Source organism: Bradyrhizobium sp. CCBAU 11434, from assembly GCF_028128895.1.
In the GTDB taxonomy this organism is placed as follows: Bacteria; Pseudomonadota; Alphaproteobacteria; order Rhizobiales; family Xanthobacteraceae; genus Bradyrhizobium; species Bradyrhizobium zhengyangense.
Genome location: NZ_LBJX01000079.1, coordinates 41,895 through 62,347, shown reverse-complemented (window position 1 = coordinate 62,347; position 20,453 = coordinate 41,895). Strand labels below are relative to the sequence as shown.

The 20,453-nt window shown below is 58.4% G+C and carries 12 protein-coding genes and 7 pseudogenes; 4 read left to right on the top strand and 15 right to left on the bottom strand.

Features of this window, described 5'->3' with window-relative positions:
- Positions 1–231: 231 nt before the first annotated feature.
- The 10 genes and pseudogenes from XI06_RS17125 to XI06_RS17095 all read right to left on the bottom strand — a co-directional run bounded on the left by XI06_RS17125 (position 232) and on the right by XI06_RS17095 (position 10,026).
- Positions 232–1,349 (bottom strand): annotated as a pseudogene (locus XI06_RS17125) (amidohydrolase).
- 128 nt (positions 1,350–1,477) lie between these two features.
- Entirely contained in the window at positions 1,478–1,723 is a 246-nt protein-coding gene (locus XI06_RS43885; protein WP_442869457.1) for an alpha-hydroxy-acid oxidizing protein, read from the bottom strand.
- A gap of 31 nt (positions 1,724–1,754) precedes the next feature.
- Positions 1,755–1,985 (bottom strand): annotated as a pseudogene (locus tag XI06_RS43880) (alpha-hydroxy-acid oxidizing protein); the annotation flags it as partial.
- Positions 1,948–2,695: pseudogene (locus XI06_RS43875) on the bottom strand (alpha-hydroxy acid oxidase). The pseudogenes XI06_RS43880 and XI06_RS43875, both read right to left, overlap by 38 nt.
- Before the next feature lie 226 nt (positions 2,696–2,921).
- Positions 2,922–4,088: a M24 family metallopeptidase gene (locus tag XI06_RS17120; RefSeq protein ID WP_271605965.1), complete on the bottom strand. Its 1,167-nt coding sequence runs from the start codon at positions 4,086–4,088 to the stop codon at positions 2,922–2,924.
- 251 nt (positions 4,089–4,339) lie between these two features.
- Positions 4,340–5,620 carry an aspartate aminotransferase family protein gene (locus tag XI06_RS17115; protein WP_271605964.1) on the bottom strand — a complete coding sequence of 427 codons (1,281 nt, stop codon included), beginning with the start codon at positions 5,618–5,620 and terminating at the stop codon, positions 4,340–4,342.
- Positions 5,621–5,645: 25 nt separating this feature from the next.
- Entirely contained in the window at positions 5,646–6,791 is a 1,146-nt protein-coding gene (locus XI06_RS17110; RefSeq protein ID WP_271605963.1) for a thiolase family protein, read from the bottom strand.
- Between the two features lie 21 nt (positions 6,792–6,812).
- Positions 6,813–7,253 carry a Zn-ribbon domain-containing OB-fold protein gene (locus XI06_RS17105; protein WP_271605962.1) on the bottom strand — a complete coding sequence of 147 codons (441 nt, stop codon included), beginning with the start codon at positions 7,251–7,253 and terminating at the stop codon, positions 6,813–6,815.
- A 236-nt stretch (positions 7,254–7,489) separates the two neighbouring features.
- Positions 7,490–9,058, bottom strand: coding sequence for an AMP-binding protein (locus XI06_RS17100; RefSeq protein WP_271605961.1), 1,569 nt, complete (start codon positions 9,056–9,058; stop codon positions 7,490–7,492).
- A 281-nt stretch (positions 9,059–9,339) separates the two neighbouring features.
- The gene (locus XI06_RS17095; RefSeq protein ID WP_271605960.1) at positions 9,340–10,026 is read right to left on the bottom strand and encodes a GntR family transcriptional regulator; all 687 of its coding nucleotides are present in this window, start codon (positions 10,024–10,026) and stop codon (positions 9,340–9,342) included.
- A 362-nt stretch (positions 10,027–10,388) separates the two neighbouring features.
- Here XI06_RS17095 and XI06_RS17090 point away from each other — a divergent pair, with 362 nt between their 5' ends.
- Entirely contained in the window at positions 10,389–12,470 is a 2,082-nt protein-coding gene (locus tag XI06_RS17090; protein ID WP_271605959.1) for a hydantoinase/oxoprolinase family protein, read from the top strand.
- Positions 12,467–14,200: a hydantoinase B/oxoprolinase family protein gene (locus XI06_RS17085; RefSeq protein ID WP_271605958.1), complete on the top strand. Its 1,734-nt coding sequence runs from the start codon at positions 12,467–12,469 to the stop codon at positions 14,198–14,200. Before XI06_RS17090 ends, XI06_RS17085 begins: the two co-directional genes overlap by 4 nt.
- Before the next feature lie 793 nt (positions 14,201–14,993).
- Here XI06_RS17085 and XI06_RS17080 read toward each other — a convergent pair.
- The 5 genes and pseudogenes from XI06_RS17080 to XI06_RS17065 form a co-directional block, all read right to left on the bottom strand.
- Positions 14,994–16,517, bottom strand: a complete 1,524-nt coding sequence (locus XI06_RS17080; protein WP_271605957.1) for a porin — start codon at positions 16,515–16,517, stop codon at positions 14,994–14,996.
- Between the two features lie 451 nt (positions 16,518–16,968).
- Positions 16,969–17,136 (bottom strand): hypothetical protein, encoded by a 168-nt coding sequence (locus XI06_RS17075; RefSeq protein ID WP_271605956.1) that lies wholly within the window; start codon positions 17,134–17,136, stop codon positions 16,969–16,971.
- Between the two features lie 33 nt (positions 17,137–17,169).
- Positions 17,170–17,742, bottom strand: coding sequence for a hypothetical protein (locus XI06_RS17070; RefSeq protein WP_271605955.1), 573 nt, complete (start codon positions 17,740–17,742; stop codon positions 17,170–17,172).
- A gap of 655 nt (positions 17,743–18,397) precedes the next feature.
- Positions 18,398–18,522 (bottom strand): annotated as a pseudogene (locus XI06_RS43870) (transposase); the annotation flags it as partial.
- Positions 18,523–18,586: 64 nt separating this feature from the next.
- A pseudogene (locus XI06_RS17065) lies at positions 18,587–19,404 on the bottom strand (IS630 family transposase); the annotation flags it as partial.
- Here XI06_RS17065 and XI06_RS17060 point away from each other — a divergent pair.
- Positions 19,402–19,617, top strand: a pseudogene (locus XI06_RS17060) (transposase domain-containing protein); the annotation flags it as partial. The pseudogenes XI06_RS17065 and XI06_RS17060 sit on opposite strands and share 3 nt — an antisense overlap.
- Positions 19,614–19,850 (top strand): annotated as a pseudogene (locus XI06_RS17055) (hypothetical protein). The pseudogenes XI06_RS17060 and XI06_RS17055, both read left to right, overlap by 4 nt.
- The last annotated feature ends 603 nt before the right edge of the window (positions 19,851–20,453 follow it).

The following is a 20,453-nucleotide window of genomic DNA, read 5'->3' as shown; positions in this document are numbered from 1 at the left end:
ACGAGCCGACCAGCAGCTTCGGTCCGGCCTCCACGCTCTTGATGATACACTGCCGACGCTATCATATTCCCGGTCAGACCGGCTTGGAATATCCGATGGAGGAGCCACTGTAGCGGATGCAGACGTGCGTCGTAGAACGTCGGCTTGTGTAGGCCGCGCTTGTAGGCGCCGAACGAACGCAGTTCATTTGAAGCCTGCAAGGCCCCAGGCAGGGCCAACGGTGAAGCTAACTCAAACGTAGTGCGTATTCTCGGCGAGCGTGTTCTCCACAAGTTTGATCCAGGACAATGCTCCGTACAGAATCGCGTCATCTTGAAGTCGTAGGCGGGATGATGAATCCCGGCGCTGTCGCATTGCTACAGAAAATGAAAGCGCCTAGACGCTCCTCCAGCATGTAGGCAAATCTTCAGCTCCCATTAGCGGAAGTGGCTCGTGGACATTGCCTTGCCCGACCACATCCTTCGCCGCTCTTCTCGCAACGGTTTGCTTGGCGTGATTGACGGTAACGCGATGACCGCGCCGATAATCGAGATCGATCCTCGCGCCAGTGGATTGGACAACGCCGGCGGCCACCTCGCAGAAACGCTTCTCGACAAGCTTTGCGCACCTCAGGCTTCAGCGTATGAATTGTGCCGCGCAGTTCCGCGGTCTGCGGGATCACGCTACGGGTGCTGCCGGAGTGGAATTCGCAGATCGACATGACCGCTGATTCCAAAGGATCAAGCTACGTCGCCACGATCTGCTGCAGCGCAGTGACCAGCTGCGCGCCGACCAATACGCGAGTCGATGCATTTGTGCGGCGGCGAGCCGTGGCCGCCTCGGCCTTCCGTCCTGATCTCAGGCGCGTCCGTTGCCGCCATGATCGGCCCTGGCCGGATCGCAAAGACCCCAATCGGAAGGCCTGGCTAATTATGCATGCCATAGACCTGCTCGATGCCGAAGCGCTCCGTCAGTCCGTCCTTGACCATGCGGCTGCACCCCCGTGGTCCTCTTCCGCAGGCTGAAAAATGACAACGGCCGTGCCAGCAAACTTGCGGGTTTCGGCGAGGTAACGCGCGGCGAAGAGCATCGCTGTGTGTCCGTCGTGACCCCAGGCATGCATGACACCCTTGGTCTTGGAGGCATATGGGAGACCCGTCGTCTCCTCCATCGGCAGGGCATCCATCTCGGCGCGAAAGGCAATCACTCTGCCGTCACCGCTAGCAGTGTTTTCCGCCCCTTGATAACGCGTTTGAGGACGGTCTTGCCGTGCCGCTCACGATCTCACCGCAACCGAATTCACGAAGGCGCTCGGCAGCGAAGGCCGCCGAGCGGTGTTCCTCGTAACACAGTTCTGGATGTTCATGAATCTCGCGACGCTAAACCTGGAATTCGGAGTGAAGTTCGGGGACGCGATTGACGATGGGCATGGAAGCTTCGGTCCTTATAGTTAGAATCACTCGCTGATCCGCACCGCTGTAGAAACAAACGCGAGGGACTATGAAACGGCACGAGGACGGTTTGACCAAACCGGCGTCGGTGCCGACCCCGCCGGCAGCAGACTCGATAATTTGCTGTCGGAATGATGAGGCATCTCGACCGGTCTCCGATCCAATTCGCTGATGTGCTTGCAACCGCTCGGCGCCATCGCGACATCGAGCTCGTGCCTCAAAATTCCGATCGTTTGGCTTGCGCCGGCCATTCCGCCACCTGCGGTGCCGTACAGCATCATTCGGCCCATCATCACAGGTTTGGCATCCGCGAAGGAGCTTGAGAATATCGCTACCTCGCTGGACTCCGCTGTCGACAATCACGGTCACGCACGCTCCAACCACGTCTACAATGTCTGATAGCACCTCGATCGTCGCCACGGCGCTGTCCGGGTTGCGGCCACCATGATTAGAGATGATGATGCTATCGCCGCCGAGCTCCGCGGCGAGGATCGCATCGTCTACCCGAAGGATACCCTTAAGGACAGATTGCCTTCCCAGACATCGCGCAGCCAACGCACATGCTGCCAGCCAAGGCCGGGCTGGTAGCGCAGAGCCTTGCTCTTTGCCAATATGCTGCTGCGATAAGCCGCCGGATGAAGGCCGGGATGTGGCCTCCCGCAAAATACCGACCAAAAGCACCGACCGCCCAGCGCAGATGAAGAGCCACGTCGCACACGTTGCGTGCGGAATACTTGAAGGGTACGCCGAACCCATTGCGGCTATTGTATTCCCGATTGGCAGAGACCGCATTGTCGCATATGACCACCAACATCCGTACGCCGCTGTTCCATGCACGATCTAGCAGGTCTCGTGTGAACTCTCGCTCCTGCCACATATAGAGCTGAAACCAGACCGGACCTGCGCTCGCCGCGGTGATTTCTTCGGTTGATCATTACCTTCCGTCGCAGCACAGTAGGTTACTCCACGAGCGGCAGAAGCTCTGGCTAGCTCGATCTCTCTTTGATACCATACGAGCCCAGCAAAGGCGGTCGGCGCGACAATGCTCGGCGCATCATGGGCTTCGCCGAAAAGCGAGACGCTTTGGGTCCGAACCTCGCCCCCTCGAGTACTCGCGGCCTGATCCGAACGGCATCTAGTGCTTGTCGATTCCATCGCAGGGCGTTCTCGTTCTCCGTTCCCCGATCAATGAACTCAAATATTCCCCGGGGTAGCCGCCGTCGGGCCAGCCGCCGAAGCTCCGCGAAATTGAGGAAGTCACTCATTTAAGCTGGCTCTAAGAATCACACGCGATATCGGCGCGCTTCGTCGTACGGCACAAGCAATCTATTGGAATGTGCTTTTTGTTCCATTGCACCAATGACCCCAATCACGCTCGAAAAAATCTAGGCAAGCAGGCACTGAAAGGCCTCGCTCGTTCTGCGCCGAAGACTCGAGTATGGTACAGCCTCTTCGAACGCGATGGACGAGGACGGCAACGCTCCCGCGCCCCTATGTCCTGATTGACTCGCCGATAATCGGGATCTCTCGAGGAGCGAACCCCAAAGTGAGCAACCGCGGCGCTTGGTCTGTGATGACGAACAGGTCCTCTAGGTGATACATCGCTCCTTCGGCATCCGTAACCATCGGCTCGATGTTGAACACCATGCCCGGTTCAAGTTTTGCCTTTTCGCCAGGCCGGATCATCGGATTTTCGTGCGCTTCGATCCCAAAACTATGCCCGACCCACACCATATTGAAGTTTAGTCCGAGTTTCTCAGCCTGCTCCTTGCAGAAGTAAAAGGGCTCCTCGGCCGCCATTCCCGGTCGGATCATGTTGATGGCCGACGTCTCGAGATCCCAAAGCTTTCGATAAGTCTCGCGTTGCAGGGCCGTGGGCTCACCAGTCGAATAGGTACGCGCGAAATCACTAGCCCATGCACCATACTTTCCGCCAACATCCAAGCGTATGATCTCACTCTTGGCGGTGACGCGATCAGTCGGAATAGCGTGATTGTGAGACGTGCGAGGACCGCTCGCTAAAATGAGGAACTGCATCGCGTCAGCGCCAGCGTTGATGATCCCATCCACGATGCGATTGGCCATGACGCGTTCGGTTTCGCCGACCTTACTTGCGCTGAGTGCATCCAATACCGCTCGATGCGTCTGCTTCGTCGTCTTCTCGAGCAACGCGATCTCATCGTGCAACTTCACGGCGCGAATTGAAGCAATTTTCTTGCTGGCATCGATGAACTTGACATTGGGCAACCTTTGCGCAAGTTGCTCATACGACGTGACCGGCAGATAATCGAGATCGATGCCTATCGTGCCGCGCTCCAATCCAATATCAACAAGCACGTCTGCCAGTGCGTCTGCTGGGTAGTTCTGAAATTCGGTGTAGGTCCTGATGTTCTTGATCCAGCTTTCAGCAACCATCTGCCGCCGCTCGGTTGTCGCCACTAGAGCTATCGGCTCCCCGTTCGCAGGCAGGATCGCAAACGCCTGGCGCGCCCTTACACCGGCGACACTCATCAAGAACACGTTCGAGGTGTAGACGAAGTTTTCTGGGCTCATAGCAATGACTGCATCGACACCGAGCTCGCCCGCCAATGCCCGTAGAGCGGACTGGTTAGGCAGCGGACGAGACGCTGAGTTGGCTTCGGAGGCATCTTTGCTCATGAACGCTTGGCTCCACGTTAGTTGTAGGTATGCTGATGAATGGTGACCAATCGCCTCTGGCTAGGCCAATACCAATTTAGCAGGAGTCAATATCGGATCGGAATTGATACAGGGTAGAGCTGCGCGGCCAGGGAAGGCTTTGCTATCGCGCGGTGCAAAAAACTCTTGTCGACGAGCGCCGTCCCTCTCGCAGTGAACAGGCCGATATCCAATCCCGCACGGGATCGAGATCAAAACTGGCAGCTCCGAGGCTAACCAAGAAGTCCTTGGTCGCGCAGGGTGCGCATGGCCCCTTCAGCCGCTTCAAAGAACAGAGCATGCGTTTCGTCAGTATGTGCGACGGACATGTAGACTTTGAAAGGCGAGCAGAACACTCCCCTTCGGATCATTTCGATTCCGAACCGATCAGCAGCATCTTGCCGACAGGCCGCGAGAGTCTCCTGACTATCGATCTGGCCAGCTCCAAACACCACTCGCTGGACGGCGGGGTGCCCAATCATCTGGAATGGCACCGCAAGTCTCTCAGCTATTTCGTGCAAGGCAGCCGCCAAGGTTTCGCCTTTTTCCCTTAGTTTGGCCGGAGCTTGTAGGTCCTCGACCACTGCAAGCGTGGCTAGACCAGCTACACAGCTCAGTGGATTGCCATTCAGAGTGCCACTGATAAAGGCGGACCGACCATCGTCCGCGCGCCCAGCGATCGCGAGTTCCAGGATCTCGGCCCGCCCGGCCACGGCGGCAAGCGGCAAGCCACCACCCAAAATTTTGCCTAAAGCGCAGAGATCCGGCGTCACGCCGAAGTATTCCTGGGCGCCACCAAGCGCGAGCCGAAATCCGGTCACCACCTCATCGAACACGAGTAGGGCACCTATGCTATCGGCCAGCATACGCAAGCCCTCGAGAAACCCTGGTGCTGACATGAACGCCCGCTGCACCGGTTCGACAAGGATAGCGGCAATCTCGTCGGCCACGGGTTGAGCGATCTGTCGCGTCCGCTCGATGTCATTGTAAGGCGCGATGAGGACTGAATCACTAAGTTCGAGCGGAATGCCGGCGGACTCCGGGACAGCGCGCTGATCGTTTTGACTTGGGTCGGCGCACAGGGACTGTAGCGCGTAGTCGCTCTGTCCGTGAAAGGCGCCGTCGAATTTCAATATCTTGGTTCGTCGTGTAAAGGCCCTTGCGAGGCGAAGTGCATAAAAGTTCGCCTCGGTCCCATCGCTGCAAAATCTCACTGACTCTGCGCAGGGCACCAGCCGACAAATTGTGGCCGCAAGCTCCCGGGCAGGTTCGTTGACGAGATAGTAGTGTGTGCCCTTGGCCGCCTGCTCGGCGATGGCTGAAACGACCCTTGGATGGGCATGTCCCAATACCATCGGTCCCGCTCCCATCAGGTAATCGGCAAAGCGCCGTCCATCTGTCGACCAGAACCACGGGCCCTCGCCGCGCGCAACCGTAAGTGCGACTTCGTCTGGCAGACTGTATCTACCGAGGGCGTTTCCAGCGAGATAGCTGCCGTTCATCGCCGTGTGCATCTCGTTTTCCTCCCCGCTCACCACGTTATGACTTTTGCAGCACGTGCGCGTAGCAGACTGCACCTGTACCGACCATATGAGCCAAGCCCGTCTTGGCACCCTTATGCTGACGGGCGCCAGCCTCGCCGCGCAGCTGCGCTGTGATCTCGGCGATTTGGCCGATCCCAGTGGGCCCGAGCGGATGTCCCATGGCAATCAGTCCGCCGGAGGGACTGACAGCCATCTGTCCGCCAATGTCGAAGGCACCTGCCTTGAGCAAATGGATGGCTTGTCCCGGTTCGCAGGCTCCCATCGCCTCGATGTACTGCAGCTCTTCGACCGTGAAGGCATCATGAACCTCGAGCACATCCACGTGTTGCGGTTTCAGACCGGCTTGTTGCAGCGCATCGGCGATGGTGTGCTGCGTAATCGCTGCGTCCGCGGCTGAATGGAGCCCGGCGCGCTCGCTTGAGGCCGCCGATGCCGTGACACGGACCGCGCGAGCCGCGTTGATGCCCAAACGCTTGATGGCATCCTCGGAAGCGACGATCACGGCCGCGGCGCCTTCGCCGACGGGGCAGCATTGCAGGCTGGTCAGGGTACCCGATACTGGCTTGCCAGCCAGAATTTCGCCGAGCGTACGGACCTGCTGACGATGGGCGTTGGGATTGAGCGAGCCGTTACGATGGTTTTTGACCGCGACCAGGGCAATATCTTCCGGCTTCACGCCATGCGTATGGGCGTATTCGTCAGTCAGCAACGCAAAATGAGTGAAGGGAACGATCGCGCCTTCGGCCAAATTATCGAGGCCTGTTTTGGTATAGGCACGCTGCACGACGGCTGGCTTGTCAACGCCGACCGCGAGGCACACGTCGGCAATGCCAGCGGCCACCTCGATGCAAGCATGCCGGAACGCGGCCGAGCCTGAAGCGGAAGCGTTTTCAATGTGCACGAGCGGCCGACCGTTGGCACCGAGATGCTTCAGCATCACCCGGCCCGCCGCCATGCCGAGTCGACCGGTGCCGATATAGGACGACTCGACGTCTGGCCACGCGATCGCAGCATCCGCCAGAGACTGCCGGATTGCCTGTAGCCCCAACGCCACGTAGGCTGTTTCGCTTAATGGCTGGTATCGGTGCCAACCAATTCCCACGACATAAATGGTACGCAAGTCCTTCAGGAATTTGGCCATGTCGTTCGGTTCCGCTGATAATCATGAGGCCGGCGTGAAACGAAGGTCGAGAGTTATCCGCACCCCGCTTCCGACGGACACCAGCTTACTCACCATTCTTTGCCCGGGCGCCAGGATCCTCTCATCCTGGTTTAGCAGGAGTGTGCGGATCGTCGGTCCATCGTCGAGCTTGATCGAACCGATTGTGAAAGGTGCTTCGTGGGCTTTAGCGTCGGGATTGAGTGCCGGCGCCGGCGGGGCGTGAATGTGGACCTTCGCCGATGCAATCAAGGTCCCGCAACCGCTGAGAGCCATCGGCTGCAAGGCAGCGCCGCTTTCTCCGCAGACCTCACATCCATAAGTCTGCAGCGGGAAAAAGACGTAGCCGCAGTGGAGACACTTGCCACCTTTGAGCGACGGATAATTTGGTGCAGCGCTCGTGCCTTCGATGGCGTACAGAGTCGGTTTGAGGATTCTAGACATGCTTTTCGACTTACTCAGGACCGGTGACACACACATGCTTTGGCGAATCGTTCGGTGCGCGAATTCGCGAAGGAATCCGGCGGCGCGCTCGCGGCCAATTGGTGAGCGCAGCGCGCTTGCGATTGCGCGGCGTTGTAGTTGCGAGTTCCGAACACTGGTTGTCATCATCTGACGTTGGGCTTTCGCACACTCCACTGCGCGCACGACTCAGCATCGGACGGGCCGTCATTTCAGCTTTAGCCGTTCACCTGCCGCGCGGCCCCCTTCCAGTAGGGCTCGCGAAGTGCTTTCTTGTCGACCTTTCCCAAGTTGGTTAGCGGTAGAACCTTCACCAGATCAACCGTCTTCGGGGCCTTCATTGAGCCCTTGAGCTCTTTGGTGAAGGCGATGAGTTCTTCGGAAGAAGCATTCTTGTCCGGACGGAGGACGACAAATGCTTTGACCGCTTCGCCCCACTTTTCATCCGGAACACCGATAACAGCTGCTGATGCGACCGCCGGATGGAGCGTCAGGGCGTTCTCGATTTCCTTTGGATAAACGTTGAATCCTCCCGAGATAATCATGTCCTTCTTGCGATCGACGATGAAGAAGTATCCTCGCTCATCCTGGTAGGCCAAGTCGCCCGTGTGAAGCCATCCCCCGCGCAATGCCTCCTCTGTCAAATCGGGCTTCTTCCAGTACCCCGACATAACCAGCGGCCCCCGCACGCAAATTTCGCCGATTTGCCCACGAGGGACCACTTTGCAGTCATCGTCCAGCAGCCTGACAGAGATGCCCGGATACGGCGTACCGGCCGACTCCAGTCGATTATCTTCCCCCGATAGATGGTCTTCGCGGCTAAGGATGAGCACGGTCGCTGGGGCCTCAGTCTGACCGTAGGACTGAATAAATACCGGGCCGAAGATCCGAAGCGCCTCACGCAACCTGGTTGGCGAGGTCGGAGCCGCACCGTAAAGGATTCGACGCATGCTCGTCAGATTGGCACCCGATATGCTCGGGTGGTCCAACAAGGCATACAACATAGTGGGCACCACCATCATGCTTGTGACGCCCTCGTGCTCGATGGCGCGAATAACGTCACCTGCATCGAATTTCTTCTGCAAAATGGTGCAGCCGCCCTTCAGGAAGACAGGCAACATAATTGTGCCGCCCCCGTGGGACATGGGCGAAGCACAGAGGTACTTGATTTGCTCCTCCCATGGCTGCGTCGCCATGTAGTGCATGGCAGCGCAGGCAAGCGAACGGCTGGATGTCATCACGCCCTTTGGCAGACCGGTTGTACCGCCTGTGTAGGCCAGGCGGATCACATCTTCTGGATTTACATCCGTCATCAGCGGGACCCTGGGTTCGATAGCACCAGCCCAGAAGGAGCCGATTTCGCCATTCCCGGCCTGGTGGGACTTCACCTCGAGCTTGCTGCCGATGGCCTTATTGATCTCGATGCCAATGCTGAGGTGTTCGTCATCCACAATAAGAATGGCGGCTTCCGAATCCTCAACGGCATAGATTTGGTCATTGATGCTCGATGAGCCCTGCAGCGTGACCGACCGGTAGCCCTGGATGTAGCAGGCGGCCCAAATTGCAAATAGCTCCGTGGCATTGCTTGCAATCTGCGCAACTGCATCGCCCTTCCGGACACCGAGCACTTCCAGCCTCGCCACGGCGCTCCCGATCATCACTTCCAGTTCGCCAAACGTAACGGCCCGGCCTGCGTCCTTGAAAGCAACACGGTGCCTGAACTGCCCGAGCGCGACGATGATCAGTTCACCGATTGTGGACCCCTGATAAAGCAGCGTGTCAACCATACTACGCCCATTCCCTCGAAATTTCGCATCAGCCCATCTTCCGACGAGCAAAGACTGCTGGAATAGATCCACGTCCTGCGTTTCTTTTGCAAATTTGGGGACGTCGTCAGCAGAGCTCCGGTATTTTATATCTTATCAAATCCGGTTTAGCAATGTTCTGTCGCTCCCCGCTCATGGCAAAGGCTGCGAGCCTACGAAATCCACGAGTGGCAGCGTGATGCTACGCCCCGGAATAGGTCAGAAGCTTGCGTCGAGGTGAGGTCCTTGGCTGCAACGACAATTCAGACAGCCCGTCTGCGCGACTGATGCAACTCGGATTCGGCCTCTTCGACGACATCCTGCCAAGACTTCAAGGTTTCGTCGCGATGCGCCATCGCCGCCTTCTGAAGTCTGGACGCCGACCGTGCTCTTACGGCATCAAGCATCGTTTCATGCTCTTTTGTCGCAAGCGGCTTGCGCTCGGGCCGCAATTCGAAAATAGTTTTCGGCCAGCGCTTGAAGAAGCGGGCCACAATGTCGCTGACCTCGCTCTTCAGGAACTCGTTCTTGCACGGCGCGTAGAGAAGTCGGTGGAATTCACGATTTAGTTCGCTGTACTTGGTGCCGACCTTGGTTTTCTTCATCTGGTCGATGAGGTCGCGGAGCTGAGAGATGGTGCTCTCAGTATGATACGGAACCGCCTCGGTCATAGCGAGGATTTCCAGATAGGTCCCGGTTGCAATGATGTCGAAAAGCTCTTTGATTGAGACCTCTGCGACGGTGGCGCCGCAATGGCTCTTGAAGACCACGAGCCCATCGCGCCGGAGCATGAACAGCGCTTCACGAATTGGCATTTCGCTGATCTTATAGAAGGAGGCTAGTTCCACCAGACGCAGCCGCCGACCCGGAGCGAGCTTCCCTTCCAGGATGTCTTTCTTGATAAGCTCGTAGGCATAATCCGCCTTGGTAGACGGCATCTTCACGTTCATCGTAAGTATCCTGCAATTTGGCGACTCTTGATCTGATATAATATTGCATCGGTTTCATCGGTCAACGATTGGCACTTGGCCAATCTGCCCCTTGATGATCTCTTGATTGTTCGCCCCAATGCTCGACGTCACTTTACTAGGCGCTAGACGCGATAAAGCGGCCCACCAGCCGGCGGCACCTACGCCAATTCAGAACCTAAGTCACACTCAAAGTATCCAACCGCAGCCCTCGAACAATTCGGCTTCTCGAACGGCGGGGCTGTTCGGGCGGAGGGCGACGCGCCTTATGCAAGCAGGTTGACAACAGGCCGGTAAGTCATCAAACATAATTTGATAAAATATAAAATTCCCGGAATGAGCGAATGACCGACCAACCGATCCTTTTGGTTGCTCCTTGGCGCATTGGCGTTGACGTGGGCGGCACTTTCACCGACATGGTCTTGTGTGACTCAGCCGGTGCTCTGCATATTTTCAAGACACCCTCGATAACTGCAGATCCAAGCGAAGGTGTACTAAATGTGCTGCGGCTGGCAGCAGGCGAACTCCGCCTGGCGCTCCCCGCCTTGCTGCGGGATTGCGCGCTTTTCGTGCATGGCTCAACCGTCGCCACCAATACAATCCTGGAAAAGAAGGGGGCCCGGGTCGGGATGCTGACCAGCCAGGGCTTCCGAGACTCCTTGGAGATCCGCCGCGGCATCCGCGAGAACCAATGGGATCACCGCTCCCCCTTCCCGCAAGTCTTGGTGCCGCGCTACCTGCGGCAGCCCGTCCGGGGACGCATCGACGCCGACGGTACGGAGCTCGCCCCTCTCGCGGTCGAGGACGTGGCCAGCGCCGCCGCACTTTTCGTCAAAGAAGGTGTCGATTCGGTCGCGGTGTGTCTGTTCAACAGCTTTCTGAATAGCAAACACGAGTATGACGCTCAAGCGGCGCTTGCAAAGTACTGGCCTGGGGATTGGATCTCGCTATCCAGCGAGATCATGCCGACGATGGGCGAGTACGAGCGCGGCTCGACGGCCGTGATGAACGCATATGTCGCGCCCAAGGTCACACGCTACCTCAATGCGCTCGACAAGCAACTGCGAGAACTTGGTTTACCCGGCTCGTTGCTCATGCTGCAGAGCAACGGCGGAGCCGTATCAGTCGCTGAAGTTTCCAATCGTCCCGTGATGCTGGTTTTGTCCGGACCTGCGGCAGCCGTTGGGGCTCTCAGGGGATGTGCTACCCCGGAAAGCTCGGCCAATTTCATCTCGATGGAGATCGGGGGCACGAGCTGTGATGTCATGGTGATGGCGAACGGCGATGTGCCAGTGAGCGACCAGCTGGTCATCGATGGCTATCATCTTACGACTCCCTCGGTCGAGATTCATACTGTCGGGGCGGGCGGCGGTACGATCGCATGGGTGGATCCTGCAGGGCTGTTGAATGTCGGCCCCCAGGGGGCAGGAGCGCAGCCTGGACCAGCATCATATGGACTGGGTGGCGAGCATCCTACGGTCACGGATGCGCAGTTGGTCCTCGGAAGATTGCGAGCAGGTCCGCTCGCCGGCGGCGCAGTAAGGCTCGACCTCGACTTGGCCGGACGCGCGATCGAGACCAAACTTGCTCGTCCGCTCGGCCTTTCGATAGATGCCGCGGCTGCCGGGATCATTCGTCTTCTGGAGCAAAACCTGCTGCATGCGGTCGAACGTCTTAGCATCGAGCGCGGACACAACCCGGCAAATTTCACGCTGGTAGCAGCCGGAGGGGCCGGCCCTATGCATGGCAGTGCCGTCGCGCGCGCCCTGGGATGCAAGCGGGCGCTATTGCCACGCGCTGCTGGCGCCTTCTGCGCGATGGGCACATTGAAGTCAGATGTGCGCCAGGATTACCTACAAGTCTTTGTCGCGGACCTCGACAAGACCGATCGCGGGGCACTCGAGGCGGGATTTACCCACCTCGAAACCAAAGCGTTCAACGGACTGGCCCGCCAAGGCTTTGCCAAGAATGGCATAGTCCAGCGCGAGATCGATCTACGCTATGAGGGGCAGCAGTGGCCTGTTCGTGTCGCATTGAAAGCTAACGTTTTCGATGCATTTACTGCGCGACAAGCCTTTGAAGCGGAGCATCAACGCCTGTTTGGTCACATTCAACCTGGCGGCCGTCTCGAGATCACGGCACTGCGCGTCGTCGGGCGCGGTGGCTTCGAAGTGTCACCAACACCGGTCCGGATGCCACACCAAGAGCCTCCTATTCCCCGACAACGACGTCCAGTCTGGATCGACTCGACTCACGGCTGGCAGGATATTCCTGTCTACGACGGAGTGGATCTGCAACCGGGTTCGAGGCTGAGCGGGCCCCTCTTGATCGAAGAGCGAACAACTACGGCGTTTATCGGTCCCGGCGACGTGGTCGAGGTAGACACAGCCGACGACTTCCTGGTGCATATCGGAGGTGTCGCATGACCCCTGCTTTGGATCCGATTACGCTCGCCCTGGTGCAGAACCGGCTTGACCATATCTCGCACCAGATGGGATGGGTGATGACGCGCACCGCCCGCTCACCGATCTTCAGCCAGAGCCACGACTTCTCCTGCTTCTTAGCCGACGCGCGTGGCACGTTGATCAGCCAGGCGGACGGCATTCCCATCCATACGGGCGGCGGCGGTTTTGCCGTTCGCGCGGTTCTGCGTGACTTCAAGGACGCGATCGCGCCGGAAGACGTGTTCCTGTTGAATGATCCGTACACCGCGGGCGGCAACCATCTGCCCGACTGGGTCATTGCCCGGCCAGTCTTCGTGAAGGGCAAGCTCGTAGCTTTTACGTGCAATCGCGCTCATCAGGTGGACATCGGCGGCGGTGCGGCCGGTTCTTACAACTCGGCTGCCACCGAGATTTTCCATGAGGGCATCCGGCTGCCGGTACTGAAGCTGATCGAAGCCGGCCAGACACGCGATGACCTTTGGCGTCTTCTGTTGCTAAATACACGCCTGCCCGAGGCGGTCGATGGCGATCTGCGCGCCATGATCGGTTCGACCCGCATCGGCGCGGAGCGGCTTGCACTGCTAGTCGAGGAGGTGGGACCTGATCATGCGGACGAATTCTTCGAAGGCGTGTTGGCGCACGCGGACCGGCGCTTCCGGGCCAGTTGTTCCCGCCTTGCCAAGGGCGTCTGGCGGGCGGACGAATCCGTTGACAACGATTGCTTTCAGTCAATCGACGGCCGAATCACTGTGACGCTGACGGTCAGTGAATCAGGCCTGATCGTCGATTTTGAAGGAACGTCCCCTCAGGTGCGAGGGTTCAAGAATAGTTCGGTCGCCAATAGCACGTCGGCAGTATTCATGGCGCTGGCTTCGTTCTTCGAACCGGATCTGCCCAAGAACGAGGGCGCTTTTCGCAGCGTCGAAATCAGGTTGCCCGAAGGCACGCTTGTGAACGCGCGGCCACCCGCGCCCATGACGATGAACACGAATTTCGTGGGGCATGAGATCGTGCAAGTGGTCTGGAAAGCGTTGGGACAGGCATTGCCCGAGCGCGCTTCGGCCGGTTGGTCAAAGGGATTGCGTTCCATCACAGCGGGTCTGCGCCCAGACGGCGACCGCTACGTCATGTATCAGTGGCCAGCCGCGCCCGCGGCCGGCGCCATTGAGGGGCGCGATGGTTTCCACCTCATCGGCGGCCTCATCACATTGGGGGGGCTCGCATTGCCTAACCTCGAGACGTATGAGCATCTCTATCCGGTACGCTTCCGTCGCCACGAATTGCGCTGCGACAGTGCAGGCCCAGGCCGCTTCCGCGGCGGAGCGGGATGCGACTACGAGGTCGAGATCCTGACGCCGGCTGACTATGCCTTCTGCAGCGAAGGTGTAGGCGCGCCGTCTGGCTTCGGTGCTACGGGAGGTAAAGCTGGCGCGGGTGGGGAAATTGAGATTTCGCTCGCCGACGGCACAACCATCCGCCCACCCCGATACGGCGTCGAACGACATGGCCCCGCGCGCTATCACGCCGTCTCGCCGGGTGGCGGCGGATTCGGCGATCCGAAAACCCGCGACCCATGGAGCGTCTTGCACGACGTGCGGGACGGGATTGTGAGCGCAGCGGCGGCCGAAATGGAGTACGGAGTTGTCATTGCGCAGGATGGTCGCACCATCGACGAAGCACGCACGCGGAAACTCCGTCGAGCGTTCCCCTAATTATCACTCTGCTCCGCAGCACAGTTGTGCTGGCTCCCACTTCGTGGAAGCAATTTCACCAATTCAATTATTGGTTCGTCTCGTACGAAACTGACGCGCTACTGACACGATTGAAATTCAGCGGTCATTTGACATACCTAATCGCGTCCTCTTAAATGCGGCGTTCAGGCAAGCATTTGTCTCCAGCCAGCGTAACAAGTTGGGTTTCGGCTTCTACTTCGGCTAGATCGAAGCGATCTTCCATAGCCGGCGCCGAGCAGATCGGCCCGCCCGTGCAAACCACCGCAGTCTGCCAGTCATCACGATCATTCTACTCTTCCAGTTTCCGACTCTCGGCAACGTCTCGCCTTATCGCACGCACGTCGATCGCCGGTCGCGTGCGGTGATAACGTAACCGGGGCTCGCAAGACGGGACGGCTCGCAGCTGGATTCCTGACATTGCGCGAGCAGCTTCCAACGCGCTTGGAGCCATTCCCGCTCCATGGCTTCGCGGCATTTGATCAGGGGGGACGCTCATCTGCCATTTCGAGAAACTAGATTATTCAGTGCTGATCCGTCTGTACCGTTAGCTATGAAACGGAACGCAAGGCCTGAGTTAGCGGACGGGCAAATGACGCTCTGTTCAGAAACATTGGTGAGACCGAGCCAGCGCTTTCCGAGCGACCCCGGCGAACGAAGTATCACAAATTAAAAACTGGATCTGAATCTTAAAAGGCCCCCGGCGGGCATGCCGGAGGCCTTCTTGGAGGTTAGAGCCGTTCTATTTTCTCCTTCGCTAGTTGGACCAGGAAACTCACCAGCTTCGCTGAGCGCGGAGCAGCAGCGTGAGGCTGTTCTGGTCCTTTAGCTCATACGTGGCACCTGGCTTAGCGATACCCGACTGCACCGGTAGGGTCACCGTGCTTCCGCCCGCATACTTCTGATCGAGCATTTGATACGCGAGGTCGGCCGAGAACGTCAGGTTCCGTACCGGGCTCCAGCGCGTTATCGCACCGACAACCCCATAGTTGAAATCAGGGTTACAGCCTGCAACACCGCTTGACAGGGCGAGCGTCGCGACGAACGCACCGCAGATGTAGCCCTTGGCCGTGTTGTTGTACCGCACAGAACCCAAGCCACCGTAGATTGCGGTGTTCCAACGCGGATCCCAGTTGTGGGTGTAGGCGCCGTTGAAGCCGTAGCTCGTGGTCAACTGCTGGCCAGAGCCGGCCACGAACACGGAGTCAGATAGACCAGCAAGGCCGACACTCTGGTAAGCAGCCGGCGACGCCGACCCACCGTACATCGCATAAGTGTATGACGTGTACTGCTGGAAGTTGTAGCCAGTTGCGCCAGTTGTGTAGACGCCCTGGAGGTTGATCGTGTCGCCCGGACCAGTAGGGACGTTCTTGATCGACAAAGCCAGCTGACCAGCCCAGCCCCACTTGTCGCCCGGATGGCCGGTCGTTTCATCGACGCCGTAGTAGGAAGCGTGGTTATCATGCGCGGCTACCGATGCCTGGAAGAGCCCCCAAGCTTGGTCAACACGAAGCATCGCTATGAGATCTGGGCTTCGTGAACCGCCGATATCGTTCGCACCGTACGTGCCGGTTACGAGACCTGCGGCGGTCGCTCCGCTCACATTCCAGATGTTAGTTGTGTTACGGATGACTTGATCTTCGGCCGAGAAGGTAGCGGTGATGCCTTGACCGAAGTCAGCGGTATATGCGAACTGGTTCACAGCTTCCCACCCGCCGCCACCTGGCAGACCATCGAAGTTATTTCCCGGATAGTTCGTCCAGGGAGAGGAGAACTGCGACTGGGCTCGACCAAGCGTAAAGCCAGCGAATTGGATGAAAGCGTAGTAGACAGTGAGAGCGCCGCCGGCGATCTGAGAGCCGGGCGATGTTGTATAGGCTGTCGCGCCATTCACAGTACTCGTGCCGGCACCGGTATATCCGCCCGCCGTCCAGGTGAAGGCCAAGTCAGCGAACGTACGAACCACACCGTACTCGGTAGCCGTGCGCGTATCGATAGTGAAGTCGGCGCGAGATCTGCTGGTATAGTAGTTGCTGAGCCGATTGTGTGCGGCGCCCACGCCGCTGACCGTGCCGCTGTAGATCGAGTTGCTGCCCAACACCGTTTCCGCACGGATGTAGCCACCCAGCTTGATGCAGGTATCGGTGCCAGGGATGTAGTAGAAGCCCGCTCCGTACAGCGAGCAGATTTTGACGTATTCTATCGCCTTGGCCTTCACGGGCAGATCGGCTGCCTGCGCTCCGCTTGCCGCGATCAGCCCCGCCGCCGAACCGAGCAAAATGCTCTTCACCATCTTCATAAAAAGTCCTCCGAATTGTTTCACCTCAAAAGCGGCTGCTCCATTAATGAGACCTGCCACCTTCCGCCCCCAATCATTCTCGACCTGCAGGGCCTTCTTCGAACGCCACCTGATAGATCGAACCAGTGAACGTCGCGGTGCGGATCATTCCGCCGCTCGCGTGATGATGGTGACAGATTGCGTTCGCGACAGGCACGCAAACTTTGTACGGAATGAACCGATGCGCGCGCAACGCTCCGCAAGCGTGCTCTAATCGTGTCATAACGGTTCGATTGGTACTATTCTTGATGCAGGGAGTACGCTTCGTACGGAAGCCTCAGCGATTCTATGCACACGCCAATGAAGCCAGCATCGCTCAAGTCAAAGAGCGCACGGATGCATGCGGCCGCGTCGACGCAACGCAAGCATGTGAAATCACACGCGACCAACGCGATGGACTAGAACCTGAGAATTAAGTCGAGGCGCGCAGCCCGATTTCGCTAGATTGCCGGCTCTTTTGCAGCAACTGTGGATTCAGGTGACCGTATGCGCCCGAAACGAGCTTGTAGTAGCTGCATGTCATTTGCACGAGGCAGTTGCGCTCGTCGATCTGCATGACGCCGCGCGTCTTGCGAATCACATCCTGCTCTTCGAACCGGATCAGCGGTCTCGGCTACGCCAGCACGCGGCAATCCCAAAACAGACGAGAGATAATCGTACGTAACCGGAAGCACCAGAGCGTCGATGGCATCACTCGCCAAGCAGAGCCGGGACGCGAGTCGTTTTTCACGACCATGACAAACGCAGCACAAGCTTGACTGAGAGCAGTGCAATGTGAGCTCCTGAACATACCTCGAAAGATGTTCTCGGACATCGGGGCGCTTGTTGACGATTCGACGCAAAGTCCTCGACCCGGATCCTGTGCGCGCTGCCCGGAATGAGCAAAACAGACTGGTAGGTCGGCAGATGAGCTTTGAATGACAGCGAAGCGCCGACCGCGCCCCGATATCCGATAACGGCGGTCTGCAAAATGCTCCCGCCCGCGACGATCCTTAAGGTGTGGCTCATTGAAGTAGACGTGATCAAGAAACCTTTTCGATTCATGAAGAGCCATGCGCTCTTTCAGACCGACCGGTTCTGGCAACTCGCCTATGGCTGCAAGGTCTTGGAGAGAAAGACCCGCCAGTACTCCGTTTTTGACAAAGAACCGCGTATTAGGACGCACGATATTGGGCCGATTGTTCATCGGCGGCCTCCCGTGCTTGCACCTGGTTGGCGCCTGGGGTACGCGTCGCGAAATCTTATTTCAGGGCACCTCCAGATGGGCCTGCGTTGTCTCCGTCTGAGCCTCGAATAGCGACGCGATATTAGCCGATTGCACGAAATACTTGGCTGACGGCACACCGCCCATATTCACTCCCTGGCTGACTCGATTAGATATCTGCACGCGTACTTGGCAGCTAGTCAGTATTGGACGCGAGCTTGGCTCGCTCGAGCTTGCAAGTGTCCCTTGAATCGCTGCGCCAGACATTCGCTTGACACCCTCGAAGAACTGTTCGAGCGTCGCATGCCGCGGCTCACGGCAAACCGAGCACGTGAACCCCGCGGCCGTCGTAACAACACTCCGAGATCGAAGAATGGAGCTCGACTACAGGATAGTCTCCACGATATGTCGAACGGGCTTAGCCGACGCCGGTGCCATCAACTCTGCTTGTGCCCTCGCAAACGGAACGAGCTCGATTTATACTTGCGCGCGGTACTCTTCACCATTGGCCATAATGGCCCAAGCGATCCATGCAGTTTGTGAGCAAGGGCTACCGTCACGACATTGAAGGGACGCCTGCCGAGCAGCTCTCTTATCCAAGTATTGAGGACCTGATGGACACGGACGCGATGAACGGCGCCTCGGGCGCCATGTATACCTACGGATGCAGCCATCGCCGCGCTTGCTGATGCCACCCAAACGCTCTTTTCGCCCGGTCGAATGCTGCTTTGGTACTAGTCCAAGCCAGGCAGCGAAATGCCTTCGACGCGAACTGGTGTGGATGGTCGACAGACGCCGCTAGTGGTTCATCACAGTGATTTTGACTCTTTGGCGGCGACCGGATAGGGGGACCGAGTTTGGCTCGTGCTTTTTCGGTTGTGAACATTCATTTGATGCGGTCTCGCGTTTTATTTCGCTGCCGTTGCCATGCTGCGATCTGTTTTCTGAGCCTTTTAAGGTCGTCGACGCGGCGGCCGAGACACTGGCGCTGCAGCACGCTGATCTCGCACTCGACCATGTTGAGCCAGCTGGCGTGTTTGGGGTGTAATGGGGTTCGAGGCGGCGCAAGATGCGGCGAGCCTCGGCGGGCGCAAATACTTGATACAGCGCGCCGGCGGTGTGGATCGACAGATTGTCCTGCGCGACTCGGATACAGGCGGCGTCGGGATAATGGACTTCGACGAGTTCGCGCATGCAGTGGGCATAGTCCGCGGCGGCGCGGCGCTCAGTGACCTTGATGTTGCGCCAGCCGCGATGCGGGTCGAAGGTGACGAAGAGATTGAGGGTGCCGTTGCGGCGGTACTCGCAATCATAGCGCTCGCGCTGTCCCGGTTGCGCCGGGACAGGCTGACGTACCTCGCCGATGAGCTGGACGGGAATCTCGTCGAAGCAGACCAGGGGCCGATCGGGATCCGGCGCCTCGGCATTGAGATCGATCACGTCCTCCATGCGGGCGACGTATTCGCCGTCGACATGGGGAATGCACCACATGTCGCTGCGCCACGGCTTGAGGTCGTTCTCGGCCAGCCGGCGACGCACGGTTTCGCCCGGCAGGCGGTCGTGATCGGTGAGCTTGACCATCGTGTCAGCCAAAAGCGTCAGCGTCCAGCGTTTGCAGCCGACGGGCGGCTTGGCACATGCCGAAAGTCCTGGCTATTCTCCGGATCGGATCGCGCTGGACGGCGCGCTGCTTCGATGTACAGCCTCATCGTCACGGCAAAAATGAACGGCATCGATCCGCAGGCGTGGCTTACGGATATCCTCGCCCGGATTGCCGCCCATCCGGCTCATCGGCTGGACGAACGTCTGCCCTGGAATTGGACGCCGGCATCAGCGATCTCTGCTCAAGCCGCATGACCACCCACGTCAACAAGGTCGATCACGTCACCACCATCCCCCAAGTCGCGAAGGACCTTGGCGAAGACGAAGATTGGCCACGCGACATCTCGATCGAAATGGATCGAGGACGGCGTCATCTGGGTCTATGGTGTTGGAGGAGACGGCGTCAAGGCGTTCACCGATTTCGGATCGAGAACCTGATTGAGCTGATCAGGTTCTACAAAGAGAACCCTGGACTGCTCAAGCGGTAGCCCTGCGGCCTACGCCGAATGGATACCGACATCGCTTCGCCGTTGACGTTGAACCTGACAGAATTGGTGCCGAGCTGATCGTGGTCATAGATAATATGCACGGCGCAGCGTCACGAACCTACTTCGAGAGAACCACCACAAGTTTTAGAGGGATCTGTCAGATTGGAATTGACTTGAATGTGCTGCTCTGTTGAGGCGATGGCTTGCTGACTCGTACCGCACTCCCGCTCTGCCAACTGTGGCATGCAGTTCTCGCGGAGGGACACGTACTGCTTGTAGCTTCTGCGCTGGGCCCAGATTGCTAAGTAGCCAGGATCGAAAGCCCATTTCGCGCACGCTGCAGTCGGCCTTCTCCACACACCTCAGAACGGTTTGATATCTTCACGAATAGCCGATTCTTTGCGGTGTGAACCGCACACCCTGTCTCCCGCTGGAGCTGGGGCCTGGTCGAGAAACAATGTCGACGGCAGCTCACGACTCTGGTCCCGCACATCCCGTGCCCCCGAACTGCTATCACCCTCGATCGAAAGTCAGAGCGGGACTCTAAAAGGCCTCCGGCGGGCATGCCGGAGGCCTTCTTGGAGGTTAACTTAGATCCATGAA

Coding starts and splice junctions, on each gene's coding strand:
- XI06_RS43885 (WP_442869457.1), bottom strand. CDS start 1,723: ATGATGGGCCGAATGATGCTGTACGGCACCGCAGGTGGCGGAATGGCC.
- XI06_RS17120 (WP_271605965.1), bottom strand. CDS start 4,088: ATGAGCAAAGATGCCTCCGAAGCCAACTCAGCGTCTCGTCCGCTGCCT.
- XI06_RS17115 (WP_271605964.1), bottom strand. CDS start 5,620: ATGCACACGGCGATGAACGGCAGCTATCTCGCTGGAAACGCCCTCGGT.
- XI06_RS17110 (WP_271605963.1), bottom strand. CDS start 6,791: ATGGCCAAATTCCTGAAGGACTTGCGTACCATTTATGTCGTGGGAATT.
- XI06_RS17105 (WP_271605962.1), bottom strand. CDS start 7,253: ATGTCTAGAATCCTCAAACCGACTCTGTACGCCATCGAAGGCACGAGC.
- XI06_RS17100 (WP_271605961.1), bottom strand. CDS start 9,058: ATGGTTGACACGCTGCTTTATCAGGGGTCCACAATCGGTGAACTGATC.
- XI06_RS17095 (WP_271605960.1), bottom strand. CDS start 10,026: ATGAACGTGAAGATGCCGTCTACCAAGGCGGATTATGCCTACGAGCTT.
- XI06_RS17090 (WP_271605959.1), top strand. CDS start 10,389: ATGACCGACCAACCGATCCTTTTGGTTGCTCCTTGGCGCATTGGCGTT.
- XI06_RS17085 (WP_271605958.1), top strand. CDS start 12,467: ATGACCCCTGCTTTGGATCCGATTACGCTCGCCCTGGTGCAGAACCGG.
- XI06_RS17080 (WP_271605957.1), bottom strand. CDS start 16,517: ATGAAGATGGTGAAGAGCATTTTGCTCGGTTCGGCGGCGGGGCTGATC.
- XI06_RS17070 (WP_271605955.1), bottom strand. CDS start 17,742: ATGAACAATCGGCCCAATATCGTGCGTCCTAATACGCGGTTCTTTGTC.